This window comes from Photorhabdus cinerea (genome assembly GCF_011189575.1).
GTDB lineage: Bacteria > Pseudomonadota > Gammaproteobacteria > Enterobacterales > Enterobacteriaceae > Photorhabdus > Photorhabdus cinerea.
This window is the reverse complement of record NZ_PUJW01000001.1, coordinates 345808-360060: the sequence shown is the minus strand read 5'-3', so window position 1 is coordinate 360060 and position 14253 is coordinate 345808. Positions and strand designations below refer to the sequence as shown.

At 39.6% G+C, this 14253-nt stretch carries 12 protein-coding genes and 1 pseudogene; 4 read left to right on the top strand and 9 right to left on the bottom strand.

Going from position 1 to position 14253, the window contains the following annotated elements:
* Positions 1–17 precede the first annotated feature (17 nt).
* From ftsL to ilvI, 6 genes are all read right to left on the bottom strand, one after another.
* A complete protein-coding gene (ftsL, locus tag C5469_RS01680) occupies positions 18–338 on the bottom strand; it encodes a cell division protein FtsL (protein ID WP_166301688.1) in 321 nt (106 codons plus the stop codon).
* Complete coding sequence (gene rsmH, locus C5469_RS01675; RefSeq protein ID WP_166301386.1) at positions 335–1279, bottom strand: 16S rRNA (cytosine(1402)-N(4))-methyltransferase RsmH; 945 nt, start codon at positions 1277–1279, stop codon at positions 335–337. Before rsmH ends, ftsL begins: the two co-directional genes overlap by 4 nt.
* A 2-nt stretch (positions 1280–1281) precedes the next feature.
* Positions 1282–1740 carry a division/cell wall cluster transcriptional repressor MraZ gene (gene mraZ / locus C5469_RS01670; protein WP_166301383.1) on the bottom strand — a complete coding sequence of 153 codons (459 nt, stop codon included), beginning with the start codon at positions 1738–1740 and terminating at the stop codon, positions 1282–1284.
* 583 nt (positions 1741–2323) lie between these two features.
* Entirely contained in the window at positions 2324–3331 is a 1008-nt protein-coding gene (cra, locus tag C5469_RS01665) for a catabolite repressor/activator (RefSeq protein ID WP_166301380.1), read from the bottom strand.
* A gap of 86 nt (positions 3332–3417) precedes the next feature.
* Positions 3418–3909, bottom strand: a complete 492-nt coding sequence (gene ilvN / locus C5469_RS01660) for an acetolactate synthase small subunit (protein WP_012777275.1) — start codon at positions 3907–3909, stop codon at positions 3418–3420.
* A 2-nt stretch (positions 3910–3911) separates the two neighbouring features.
* Positions 3912–5639 carry an acetolactate synthase 3 large subunit gene (gene ilvI / locus C5469_RS01655; RefSeq protein ID WP_166301377.1) on the bottom strand — a complete coding sequence of 576 codons (1728 nt, stop codon included), beginning with the start codon at positions 5637–5639 and terminating at the stop codon, positions 3912–3914.
* Between the two features lie 185 nt (positions 5640–5824).
* Here ilvI and C5469_RS01650 point away from each other — a divergent pair, with 185 nt between their 5' ends.
* The 3 genes and pseudogenes from C5469_RS01650 to C5469_RS01640 all read left to right on the top strand — a co-directional run bounded on the left by C5469_RS01650 (position 5825) and on the right by C5469_RS01640 (position 7518).
* On the top strand, positions 5825–5989 hold the full coding sequence (locus C5469_RS01650) for a hypothetical protein (protein ID WP_166301374.1): 165 nt from the start codon (positions 5825–5827) through the stop codon (positions 5987–5989).
* Between the two features lie 342 nt (positions 5990–6331).
* Positions 6332–6562: pseudogene (locus tag C5469_RS01645) on the top strand (hypothetical protein); the annotation flags it as partial.
* A 389-nt stretch (positions 6563–6951) separates the two neighbouring features.
* The gene (locus C5469_RS01640; protein WP_166301368.1) at positions 6952–7518 is read left to right on the top strand and encodes a tetratricopeptide repeat protein; all 567 of its coding nucleotides are present in this window, start codon (positions 6952–6954) and stop codon (positions 7516–7518) included.
* Between the two features lie 174 nt (positions 7519–7692).
* Here the strand turns inward: C5469_RS01640 and C5469_RS01635 are convergent, their stop codons facing one another.
* From C5469_RS01635 to leuO, 3 genes are all read right to left on the bottom strand, one after another.
* The gene (locus tag C5469_RS01635) at positions 7693–8259 is read right to left on the bottom strand and encodes an RBBP9/YdeN family alpha/beta hydrolase (RefSeq protein ID WP_166301365.1); all 567 of its coding nucleotides are present in this window, start codon (positions 8257–8259) and stop codon (positions 7693–7695) included.
* A gap of 513 nt (positions 8260–8772) precedes the next feature.
* Complete coding sequence (locus C5469_RS01630) at positions 8773–10572, bottom strand: AMP-dependent synthetase/ligase (RefSeq protein ID WP_339413435.1); 1800 nt, start codon at positions 10570–10572, stop codon at positions 8773–8775.
* A 235-nt stretch (positions 10573–10807) separates the two neighbouring features.
* Positions 10808–11752 carry a transcriptional regulator LeuO gene (gene leuO / locus C5469_RS01625; protein WP_166301359.1) on the bottom strand — a complete coding sequence of 315 codons (945 nt, stop codon included), beginning with the start codon at positions 11750–11752 and terminating at the stop codon, positions 10808–10810.
* A gap of 937 nt (positions 11753–12689) precedes the next feature.
* On the opposite strand from leuO, the gene leuA reads away from it, so the two are divergent.
* On the top strand, positions 12690–14252 hold the full coding sequence (gene leuA, locus C5469_RS01615; RefSeq protein ID WP_166301356.1) for a 2-isopropylmalate synthase: 1563 nt from the start codon (positions 12690–12692) through the stop codon (positions 14250–14252).
* Position 14253: the final 1 nt, after the last annotated feature.

Below are 14253 nucleotides of genomic sequence, written 5' to 3'. Positions count from 1 at the left end.
TAATTAATCAAATTAACTCACTGTAAAACAACAACGTTTTCCTGTGCAGGATTAACATGCTGCATATGCATTTTTTCAACTGCTACTCGCTCAACCCTGCTCTGCTCACTAAGAGCATTTTCTTCAAGGATTAAATTACGCCACTCGATATCTAATGCATCACGTTCCAATACCAGATGCTCCTTTTCAGCAATCAACAAACGGGTTTCATGCGTTGTGGTCACAACAACTATGGCTGAAACCACCACAGCCACTAGAAGAATCAATGGTATTTTGGCATTTCTGAGCAAATCGCTGCCGATAATACCGGCTAATCCGTGACGTTCACCTGCCATTATTCACTAACTTTTTCAGCAAAACGCAAAACCGAACTACGAGCCCGTGGGTTATCAGCCACTTCGTTCTCTGAAGGTTTCATCTTGCCAATAGATTTTAGGCTACGCCCACCCTGTGCTTTCAGTTGCTCTTCTGTCAGTGGTAATCCTGCCGGTACTTGTGGCCCACGACTGTTATGACGAATAAATCGCTTAACAATGCGATCTTCCAGTGAATGGAAACTGATAACTGAAAGTCGTCCATGTGGTGCAAGCACCCGTAATGCACCATCCAGCGCTTGCTCAATCTCTTCCAATTCACTGTTGATATAAATCCTAATCGCCTGGAAGCTCCTTGTTGCTGGATGCTTATGCTTCTCTTTCACCGGACTGGCTTGAGCAATCAAATCCGCCAACTCTTTTGTTCGGGTAATGGGTTGTTCCTGATTACGTGTAACAATTGCTCTGGCAATACGTTTGGCGAAACGCTCTTCACCAAATGTTTTCAACACCCATGCAATATCATCCGCTTCCGCTTTCATCAGCCATTCTGTAGCTGACTGCCCGTGAGTCGGGTCCATCCGCATATCTAGCGGCCCATCACGCATAAAAGAAAAACCACGTTCCGGATCATCCAATTGAGGTGAAGAAACACCTAAATCCAGTAATACACCATCAATTTTGCCTGTCAGACCGGCTTTTTCTACATAGTGCGCTAACTCAGAAAACGGTCCATGGACAATTAAAAAACGTGGATCTGTGATCAATTTTGCAGTTTCAATCGCTTGCGGATCACGATCAATTGCGATTAAACGACCGGCCATACCCAGTTGTGACAAAATCAGGCGTGAATGCCCGCCACGCCCAAATGTGCCATCAATATAGATTCCATCTTCACGAATATTCAGTCCGTTGACTGCTTCATCCAGCAATACGCTGGTATGTTTAAAATGACTGTTTGCCATGTTTATAGTGATAAGTCCTGTAGCCGTACTGATAAAGGTTGTTGTGTGGATTGTTCAGTTGCAATATCATCCTTAACCTGTTGATACCAAGCCTGCTCATCCCACAATTCAAATTTGTTGAACTGACCAACCAGCATGACTTCTTTGACTAGCCCTGCGTGCTGACGCAGAGTATTGGCTAACAAAAGACGTCCAGCACTATCCATCTGGCATTCACTGGCATGACCTAAGAGCAAACGTTGTACCCGACGCTCTGCCGGATTCATACTGGATAAGCAGGAAAGTTTTTCTTCAATAATTTCCCATTCAGATAGTGTATAAAGCAGCAGGCATGGCTGATGAAGGTCAATGGTACAAACCATTTGCCCTTGCGATTCCTCGTTTAGCATAGCTCGATATCGGGTAGGTACGGCAAGCCGTCCCTTGCTATCGAGATTAACCAACGTTGCTCCACGAAACATCCTCAAGTTGCCTCAGACAATTCAAAATTACCACTTTATCCCACTAATCCCCACAATAAGGAGTTTACGGATGGGACGAAAACCTTGTCAAGCCAGAGCCGATGCGCTTTAGCTATATTTAGTAAAAGGATTTTGGAAGTTGGCAGCACAATGATTGAATTTAGCAATATCAATAATAATTAACACTATGATAATTTTGAACAATTTTTCGAGCAAAGGAGAATGAACGTTTACGATAAAATAATGAAAAAATAATTGTGTTATTAGTTTATTTACATAATTTACATTTCATTACCATCCAACCACCATACAATAATATTTATCATTTAAATGGGTACATTCGATACTAAAACCAACAATGATAATAAAATTATCAAAAATAACATCATTAAAATCGATTTAATATATAAATAAAACAACGAGATAAGATAAAACGCAAAAAATTACAAATCCTAATAAATTCATATTCATGCTTTTTTCTGATAAATAATTTAAGCATTGCTCTAAAGTTGCCTTCTGACACTTTTTTCTACAAACCTAGAGTAAAAGCCCCCTCACCCCAAAATTAATGAGGGGGCTTTTATCATAACTTTCGACTCAAGCTTCCTCTACGACATAAGTCACGGCGTATCCGTGTAATACCTGGGCTTGGTTTTTGCTTTTCATCCAAATGGGCTAATACTAGTTCTAATACCCGATCCGCAACTTCACGATGGCGCTGCGCTACAGAAAGCACCGGACATTCAAGGAAATCCAATAATTCATGATCACCAAAAGTCGCAATAACCAATTGATTAGGTAACCGGCCACTGTGTTTAAGCGTAACATCCATTACTCCCTGTAAAAGAGCAAAAGAAGTAGTGAACAACGCTTGTGGCATCGGGTAAGTTTCCAACCACTTAGCGAACACCTCAGCCGCCGCATCACGTTCATAGCTGTTTGAGTAAAGATACATAACTTCGCGAGGGTCATCTTTCCAAGCTTCACGGAACCCCTGTTCACGCAGAAAGCTAACGGATAGCTCAGGTAATGCCCCAAGATACAGCACAGATTCAGCGGGGAATTGACGAAACTCTTGTGCCAACATTTTAGCATCTTCAAAATCATCACCCACTACGCTGATAAAGTGTTCATTTTCCAATGCGCGGTCGAGCGCAATAATAGGCAAAGAACGATTTGCCCAGCGCTGATAAAAAGGATGTTCCGGAGGTAATGCAGTAGAAACAATAATTGCGTCCACCTGACGTTGTAACAGGTGTTCAACACAGCGCATTTCATTATCAGGCTGATCTTCAGAGCATGCTATCAATAATTGATAACCACGCTGACGAGCTTGACGCTCTAGATAATTCGCAATACGGGTATAGCTGGTATTTTCTAAATCTGGAATAACCAAACCAATAGAACGGGTGCGTCCTGCACGGAGACCAGCTGCCACAGCATTCGGATGGTAATTATGCTCTCTAACCACAGCCATCACTTTCTCTACCGTTTTATCGCTGACCCGGTATTGCTTAGCTTTACCATTAATCACATAACTGGCCGTTGTGCGCGAAACACCTGCAAGGCGGGCGATTTCATCCAGTTTCACATTAACTCCTCATAAACCCAGAAAAGGCCCTACTCTATCGCAGAGCCTCATAAATGTATGTACATTGTCCCGCAGTTTGCGATTTTTCATCGCATAATTTTATCCCCACGCGATACACCGACGATACCGGAACGGGCCACTTCTACAATTTCAGCAGCATCACGAACGGCATCAAGAAATGCATCCAGTTTATCGCTTGTTCCTACCAGTTGTACGGTATATAGGGTAGAAGTCACATCAACGATCTGCCCACGAAAGATTTCAGTACTGCGCTTGATTTCCTCACGGCCATATCCGCTGGCCTGTAATTTCACCAGCATAATCTCACGTTCTACATGAGAACCTGATACCAACTCGCTGACCCGCAACACATCTACCAGCTTGTGCAGTTGTTTTTCAATCTGCTCAAGTACCCTGGCATCCCCTTTAGTCTGAATGGTCATACGTGACAATGTCGGATCATCAGTTGGAGCCACAGTCAAACTTTCAATGTTGTAACCACGCTGGGAAAACAGACCAACAACACGGGACAAAGCCCCCGATTCGTTTTCAAGTAATACAGATAAAATCCGGCGCATAATCAGGTTCTCTCCGTTTTGCTTAACCACATCTCATCCATTGCCCCTCCACGGATCTGCATAGGATATACGTGTTCAGTTTCATCCACTGTGACATCAACAAATACCAGCCGCTGGTTTTCAGTCACCTCTTTCAAAGCTTCTGCTAATTTACTTTCCAGTTCATCATAACTCTGAATAGAAATACCAACATGACCATAAGCCTCTGCCAGTTTGACAAAATCAGGCAAGGATTCCATATAAGACTGAGAGTGGCGGCCAGCATAAATCATGTCCTGCCACTGTTTTATCATCCCCAGAAAACGGTTATTTAGATTCAGAATCAATACTGGCAGGTTATATTGCAATGCTGTGGACAATTCCTGAATATTCATCTGAATACTGCCATCCCCAGTAACACAGACTACTGTTGCTTCTGGTTTCGCCAGTTTGACCCCCAAAGCAGCAGGTAAACCAAATCCCATGGTTCCCAAACCGCCAGAACTGATCCAACGCCTTGGCTTATCAAATGAGTAATGCAATGCAACAAACATCTGGTGCTGCCCAACATCCGAAGTGATATAAGCTTCGCCTTTAGTCAGACGATAAAGAACCTGGATGGCGGCCTGAGGTTTAATCTTTTCACCATTACGATCAAAATTGAGACATTTACGACTACGCCATTGCTGAATAGATAGCCACCAATCTCTCAACGCATCCGGGTCTTGTGTATCTTCCATTGTTTCTAGCAATTCCAGCATTTGCCCCAGAACCTGTTTAGCATCACCAACAATAGGTACATCTGCGGAAACGGTTTTCGAAATTGATGTTGGATCAATATCAATATGTAAAACCGTTGCTTCCGGACAGTATTTTTCCAGATTATTCGTCGTACGATCATCAAAACGGACACCAACAGCAAAAATCACATCTGAATTATGCATCGCCCTGTTAGCTTCAAGTGTGCCATGCATACCAAGCATGCCCAGATTTTGCCGATGAGTTGCCGGGAAACTGCCTAATCCCATCAAGGAACTGACAACAGGAATATGAAATTTTTCTGCTAATGCCAGTAATTCTGCCGAACAATCTGCATTAATTACTCCACCACCTACATACATAATCGGTTTTTTCGCACTCAGAAGTTTTCTCAATGCTCGCTTAATCTGCCCTTTATGCCCTTGAATCGTCGGGCTATAAGAGCGCATGCTTATCTGTTCAGGATAAATATATGGCAATTTTATTGCTGGATTTACCGTGTCTTTTGGTAAGTCAATAACAACTGGCCCCGGGCGACCACTAGCAGCCAAATAGAAAGCTTTTTTCAGTACTTTCGGAATATCTTCCGCTTTCTTCACTAAAAAGCTGTGTTTCACGATCGGACGAGAGATACCCACCATGTCACATTCCTGGAATGCATCATTACCAATCAAGGAGCTGGCTACCTGACCGGACAATACAACCATTGGAATTGAATCCATATAAGCTGTCGCAATACCCGTGATTGCATTGGTCGCACCTGGCCCAGAAGTGACCAACACTACCCCAACCTTACCCGTAGAACGGGCATAACCATCAGCCATATGAACTGCGCCTTGCTCATGACGTACCAGGATATGCTCAATTCCCCCAACCGTATGCAAGGCATCGTAAATATCCAGTACTGCCCCACCCGGATAACCGAATACATGTTCAACGCCCTGATCAATTAACGATCGGACGACCATTTCAGCTCCTGATAACATCTCCATGGGTTTTCCTCCAGGCTCTGTTTGCAAGTTAATAATCGGAAATTATTTCCACTTTTATTTTAGTAAGACAAATAGACTTTCAGCTATTATTGTTGCTGAGTTAATTAACATAACGCCAGAGACGGATGTTAGCAATGTAAGTACTAAGTTTTCTCTTACTATCTGGCAGCCTGAGGGGAAGTTGAATGTTAATGACTATGCCTGAGAAAGAACTACAACATATATACCGTTCATCTTTCAAATTGTTGCTTTGTTGGCTGCTTTCACTTACCCCAGTCACATCGTTATCTATGCTCCTAGGGATGCGTTCACTTGCCGCCGCGCTGCAATTTGAAATCTACTGGGTATAGGTATTATCCGAGATATATACGATAAAAAACTAAAAACCAATTTTCAAAATCGTTTAAGCTACCAAAGTACGAATCTGATCTAGGAAATGCAGATAAATGCCTTAGCTAATTTGACTGTAATTTCATTGCCTAGTGAAACCTTGCTATATGTATTACAAGTTAAACAACTGCCCAGTGAAAAATTAAAAAATTTGAGCAATATTCTACAGACACAAACAGCTTATTATTCAGCCATCACGAAATCACATTGGCGTTATCCTCAATTCCACTGAAAAGTGGCAACAAACCCAAGATCTGGTAGATAATCAATATCTGACCTAGCTAAGGAAAGACAAACAACTAAGTGCAGCAGAACAACAATATCAGGCAGAACTGGGCTCACCAAGTAGTGAAATGGAAGCACTAGCTTCAATAACCCGAATAGAGCAGCAACGTACCAAGGATTATGAACGTCTCTTGGCAAAAAAATACCTGTCTCAGCATGAGTGGCTGGCACAAAAAAGTACGTTATTAGAAACACAAATCTTTTTCTCTCCACAAAAAATTCATCAATTGAAGTCAGACAGAAAATAAAACAAGCACAGAAAGTAGAAGTGTGGATCGCTAAACACCCGTTACGGCTTTTTGACTGGCAAAATGAAAAGCATCAGCTTTAATGCCATAGAACACGAAAAACGCGGCCTAATTTATCCCGCTATCATGCAGTTAGATAAAAATCATCTGACGGTTAATGGTAAATAAATGACGCTGGTTGCCGGTATGAACGTAATGGTAGAAATAAAAACCGGGCGGCGGAAAATTATTGACTATATACTCAGCCCACTAAACAACAATAACGCAGAATTGTTTGGGGAAGATTCCCAACTCAACCCCTTGCCGTCAATCTGATAGGGTAGACTAATAGAATGAAACATATACTATTACTGACGATCGTATTATTTACCTATGCATGTGCAGAACCGATGAAAATAAATGTTCCTAGAACTGTATTTGATGGAATCAAATATACCGGCATGGTTAAGGAGCTTCCACTAAAAGCACCAAGAACAGTTGAGAAATTTCGGGAGCTGGAAAAACAAACTCAAAATGGTAGCTCTGATGCCTATTTTTTATTAGGAAAACTTTATACTGACAGTTCATTAAATAAATCAGAACAGAATTATCAAAAGGCTATAGAGTATTATAACAAGGCGTTAGAGTTGGATCAAAACCATGCGGAATCTTTATATAATCTCGGTATAATTTATAGTTTTGGTTATGGCGTCCAAGAAGATCAAATGAGAGCCAATGATTTACTTCAGAGAGCTGGAGATTCAGGAATAATAAATGGATATCAGATAATAGGGGTAAATTATTTACATGGTTTGGGGAATAGCCCTCAAGATTTAAAAAAAGCGTATCACTATATTAAAATAAATGCTGCAAAAGGCACTGTGGAAAAAGGAATGTCTCAAGAAATAATAAATCATTGGGATGAATTCTTAATTCTCATGGGGTACCAATCCACCTCATTGGCAGAAAAAAAATAACTGAAAATATGTTTACAACCCCGCTCTGTATTCAGAGCGGGTTATCTTACAGTAGTAAAATAATATTTTGATAATTTATGTAAAACACACAAAATCTACCATAATTATAATCACATAAAACAGGAATAAGTTACTATTAAGAGTGAACCATCCAGTAAATAAAGGCATTCTTATTCACAACATTGAATTATCTTTTAACACCTTCTCCAGATTAGGAAAAACAGTAAAACCATCGCGATCTAAAAAGTGCCCGCCATCAGGGAAACCGTACAATTCAGCACAAATCTTCTGGCTCAAATTTAATGTAAACTGTGGGGGTACAATCTCATCATTAAGAGATAATACTACTATTCGCTGCTTTATTTTTTGTATAAAGAGACGAAAATCTAGATTCACATCAGTAAATGTACTTAATTCAGGTAGGGTAGGTAATTTTTCAGAGAATCCTGAAATTAATACGACACCCCCTATAGTGACATCATCAGGTAAAGATGAGATATACCGGAGTGTGGCAATACAGCCCAAGCTATGCCCAATAAAAAGCGTTCTTTCATTAGGATTGGGTATACTTTGCTGCAATTTTTCTTGCCACAAATGAGGAGAAGGAGCATGTGATTCTGGCATTTCTGGCACAATAACCTGAATATTTGACCTTTCATATTGACCTTTAAGCCAAGGAAACCAATGACTATTAGAGGCAGCTAGAAAACCATGAACAATAACTAAATTATCAAAATTCATTAATTCACCCAATTATACAAAATGTGTTCTATTTACTATGAAAATGAGCATAAAATACTATCAGCTCATTTTTATAGTCCTCTTTTACGTATACTTTTCATATCTTATCTTAATCAACTAGAAATAAAATACTCTATCTGATAGGAATAACATAATGTTGTCAGTCAACAGGCCATCTATAAATTAGCAGAAAAAATCACCAGCCCCTGAAACTATATGAATTTTTTTCTGAGATAAAATAATATTTTCATAGCATAAATCACCTAATAGTTTTCAGATGACAAGTATTCGAACTGTGATATTTAACAATCACAGAACGATATCAGAGAATGTAATTTACCTACGACTTTTAAGGCTGGACTACAGTTTATTCGTCCAATATTGAGATCTTTAAAAACCAGAGAACTTTGGGTAAGTTCCAGGTGGAATATGACGCAAAATACCACCTAGAACTTTCCTTGAATTACTGGCTTAAGGAAATAATATTAACTAACTTGATATAAATCCTGAGAATCAATCCTGATACATAGACTCAATTTCTTGATGGTAACGCTGCATAATAATTTTTCTTCGTAATTTTAATGTTGGAGTCAATTCACCTGTTTCCATTGAAAATGGTTGCGGCAGTAATGTGAAACGCTTGACCTGATCAAAATGGGCAAAATTTTTCTGCATCTCTTTTAGGCGTTGTTCAAACATTGCCATAATGTGGCTATTACTCAATAATTCAACTCGGTCATGATATTTGAGATTGATTGATCTTGCGTACTCTTCCAAGGCATCATAACAAGGCACGATAAGAGCGGATACAAACTTACGGGCATCAGCAATAACCGCGACATGCTCAATAAAACGATCTTGTCCCAAAGTACTTTCAATCATTTGTGGAGCAATATATTTACCGTTTGATGTTTTCATTAAATCTTTTAAGCGCTCGGTAATAAACAAATGACCATTTTCATCCAATTTACCAGCATCACCAGTACGTAACCAACCATCTTGAGTAAACGTTCTGGCAGTTTCTTCCTGATTATTGAAATAGCCTTTCATCACAATTGGACCACGCACCTGTATCTCATTCTCTTCACCGATACGGACGTCAATACCAGGCAGTGGAGTACCGATAGAACCAAGCACGTAACCTTGCTCATTCCAACAGGAAACCGTGGCACAAGTCTCTGTCATGCCATAGCCATATTTGATATTTATACCAACAGTGAGGAAAAATAGGATAATTGTTTCGTCTAAACGCGCACCAGCTGCTGGTAAAAAACGGACTCTGCCACCCAATATATTACGCAACTTACTCAATACCAACTTATCGGCCAGTCGGTGCATTACCGTTGACCAAGGACAACTTTCTTTACCTTGCTGCTTGCGTAAAAACTGACGTTCTCCACATTTAATCGCCCAATTAAAAAGTTTCATCCGATGCCAAGGCGCCTGAGAAACCTTTTCAAAAACCGCACTATAAATTTTTTCATAAAATCTTGGCACTGCACACATCACTGTTGGACGAATAGCTGCCATAGCTTGACGAACAAAATTAGTATCCGTCAAATAAACGTTTTGTGCGCCAGTATGCATGATATAAAAGCTCCATGCGCGCTCGAATACGTGGGATAACGGCAGGAAACTCAAAGAAACATCCTGATCAGTTAATGTCAGTATATGGTCATGTGAATGTAGCTGATATGCTAAACTACGGTAATCAAGCATGACACCTTTAGGCTCACCGGTTGTACCAGATGTATATATAAGCGTAAAAAGATCATCCAAGTTGCGGTTAACAATACGGGTTTCCAACTCAGACTGATGCTGTAATTTGTTATCAGTCATAAAGTCAGATAAATGCTGTGCTAATGAACAATCGTGCAAATCAACTGATTCATCCAATACAATGATATGACTTAGCTGAGGACAACATTCTGTCAATGTGATAGCAACATCGTACTGCGCCTGTCCACCAACAAATAGAATATGTATACCGGCATCATTAAGAATAAAGCCAGCCTGCTCCTGACTGCTGGTTGCATACAAAGGAACAGTAACTGCCCTGAGCTGTAATACAGCAATATCTACTAGAGACCAAGCCATACTGTTATGTGCAAAAAGGCCAATTTTTTCCTGTACATCAATACCAATCTCCAGCAATGCCCGGCTAATAGCTTTTGCCTTTTTATCAATATCATTCCAGCTTAATTCGAGTTGTTCATCTGGAGACCATTGACGAAAAGCTATTCTCTCTGGGTATTGTTTGATTTGTTGCTGTAATCGGTTTATCAAGTGATAAGGGTGTAAATTTTCAGTTATCACAATTCTTTTCCTGTTAGAAAAAACTTTTCTTATCAGAGAAAAAACAGAGGCTTTATTCTCTAATAATACCTGTTTGCATCACTTACTCGCTTTTCAGCTTACAGGTGTTAGCTATTTCCTTGCAGTCTACCTATTCCTGAACAACAGGAAAAGAATATTTATCAAAAGTTGAGAAATTTGTGATAAAGCAAAAAACTCACTACCAGTTATCCAATAGTGAGTACCAAGTTAATTAGTTTCCACCGAGTTGACTCAGCAGCGATTTCATCCACTGATGCCCTTTATCTTTTGTTGTAGATTCGTGCCAAATCAAATAGCACGGACGACTGACTTTATCCCACGGTAATGAAATAGCTTTTATTGCTAATTGCTCGCTGTAGTGTTCAACCAACCATCTTGGAGCAACCGCAACCAAATAGGTTTGAGATACGATATGTAACACACTATTCAAGTCAGTTCCTTGATAAACGACAGAACGCAAACACTCGCCACCATCATAATAAGGGATACTGAATGAATCTACATTATCCAAGGATACAACTGCATGATGCTCCTCATACAATTGCTGTTCGCTAATACTATTTCCAATTCTTGGATGACTACTGGAAACGGCCAAAACCAATTCATCATTGAATAACGGATAATGATGAAAGTCCGTACGTTCCAACTGCGTATAACTAATGACAAACTCAGTTTCTTGATATCTGAGCTGATGCTCAATATTATCATGCAGATATGATCTAATCGTGACACCCAGATTCGGCGTATTTTGTTTTACCTGTTCAACTATTTTTGCGGCCAGTCTAATATCCAAAGGGCTACAAATTGAAAGATTAAAAACCCTATCACTATCATCAGGCTCAAAACCAACCCCAGGTAACTCATTATATACCAATTGTAATGCCTGACGGACAGGACCAAATAATTGATGAGCTCTTGCTGTCGGTTGTATTCCACGCCCATAACGCACAAATAATTCATCATTGAACATTAACTTTAAACGAGAAACTGCATTACTGACCGCAGGCTGTGACATCCCTAATATCTGCGCAGCACGTGTTATATTCTGCATTTGCATAACTGCATCAAAAACAGTCAACAGATTTAGATCCACATTACGTAAATGAATTTCACTTGAACCTTTTTGGTTTGTCGTTACTGAGGTGTATTCAGCCATTGTTTAACTCCACTAAACTCATTCAGATGACCCCAACTAATAACAAAACATCGGAAATACTTCATTCATCACTCAGATATTACGATGACTTTTACTATTAACGAGATCAATTACCTTAATCATTTTGATGATAAATAATTAAGAATCGTCCTTGTACAAATCTGAATACGCATAGCTAACCAGCGCATCCCCTTATTAGTGTTAAAAATATATAATTTCAATTAGTAGAAAATGTAGATGCTCATTATTCATTCACAAAAAAGTACAATCATGTTAACAATCCATTTACTCTAGTTCGTTAGATAAGATAATAAATCAAAGAATGACATAATTCATAATAAAATTGCTGATTTATTATTATTAAACAATTTTATCAGAGTTATTATATTATGAAATTATTTTTTCAAGGATATATAACATAACTTCCTATTTACATCTATTTTGTCAATAACAGATGACGTTTTTTAGAAAAATACAAATCGCTTTCCATCTCTCTTCATGGAAAATACTTAATTTTAATTAATAAGTATAATACGCTATTTTTTATATAATTATGAGTTTATCACTAAAGTCAAAATGGGTCTTAAAAGAATAAAATAAAATCTTTTCAAATAAATACAGATTAACACTTCAATTTATCACCATAGGAAAAGTAAAACCAAGAATCATATGCCTAAATGAATTCTTGACATCACTTTTAAGATAACGTATCAATAAAAGTATCGGAATCACAAACACTCATTAATACTGCTGAAAGGTTGGATCAATATGATTCACTCAATTTGTCTATTAAACCTACTACTAATCGTATCTGATATGCGCGGTATGCTGGTGGACAGAAAACAGAGTTGATCCAAACCAGACATTAACAACCCGCGCCATGCGCGGGTTTTTTTTACCTGCTGGGCGCAAAAAACAACCACGAGAGGAGCACAATATGAACCAGCAAGTTATTATCTTCGACACCACTTTACGGGACGGAGAACAAGCATTACAGGCCAGTTTGTGTGTGAAAGAAAAACTCCAAATTGCACTAGCTTTGGAAAGAATGGGAGTTGATATCATGGAGGTTGGTTTTCCAATTTCCTCGCCTGGTGACTTTGAATCTGTACAGACAATCGCTCAGCAGATAAAAAACAGCCGTGTTTGTGCCTTAGCCCGTTGTGTAGAAAAAGATATTGATGTTGCCGCTGAAGCATTAAAAGTTGCGGAAGCCTTTCGTATCCATGTTTTCCTGGCTACCTCTAACTTACATATTGAATCCAAACTGAAAAAAACATTCGAAGATGTCATGGAAATGGCAGCTCAATCAATCAAGCGGGCCCGTCGTTACACCGATGATGTCGAATTCTCCTGTGAAGATGCTGGACGCACACCTATTGATAATCTATGTCGGATTGTTGAAAACGCGATCAAAGCAGGTGCAACCACCATCAATATCCCAGATACCGTCGGCTACACCACACCCTATCAATTTGGTGGCATCATCACCAATTTGATCGAACGAGTGCCTAATATTGATAAGGCTATATTATCCGTCCATTGCCACGATGATTTGGGTATGTCTGTTGCCAACTCAATCACAGCGGTACAATCTGGTGCCCGTCAGGTAGAAGGAACGATGAATGGTCTTGGTGAACGAGCTGGCAATTGTTCGCTGGAAGAAGTCATCATGGCAATTAAAGTGCGTCAGCAGATATTAGGTGTCTATACTAATATCAATCATCAGGAAATTTACCGTACCAGTCAGTTGGTCAGCCAGTTATGTAACATGCCGATCCCTGCTAACAAAGCGATTGTTGGTAGTAATGCATTTTCCCACTCATCCGGTATCCATCAGGATGGAGTACTGAAAAATCGTGAAACTTACGAAATCATGACGCCAGAGTCCATCGGTCTGAAAGACATTCAATTAAATCTGACTTCCCGCTCCGGTCGTGCAGCAGTAAAACATCGAATGGAAGAGATGGGATATCAAGACAAAGATTACGATATGGATAATTTATACGAAGCCTTTTTACGGCTGGCGGATAAAAAAGGCCAAGTATTTGACTATGACCTGGAAGCTTTAGCGTTCATCAACTTGCAACAACAAGAGCCAGAATTTTTCCATTTGGATAATTTTAATATCCAATCCGGTTCAAGTGTAATGGCAACAGCAGCGGTACGTTTAGTGTGTGGCAAAGAGATAAGATCAGAAGCTGCCACAGGTAATGGCCCGATAGATGCTATTTATCAGGCAATTAGTCGAATAACTGAATACCCAGTTGAACTTGTTTCTTATCAGTTATCAGGTAAAGGGCAAGGGAAAAATGCGCTGGGTCAGGTAAATATCGTTGTCGAATGCTTTGGGCGTCGCTTCCACGGCATGGGATTGGAAACAGATATTATTGAATCCTCTGCCAAAGCAATGATTCATGCGCTGAATTGTATCTGGCGCACAGAGCAAGTTAAGAAAGAGAAACAACGCATACAGCAAAATACAAAGGAAATGGTGTGAA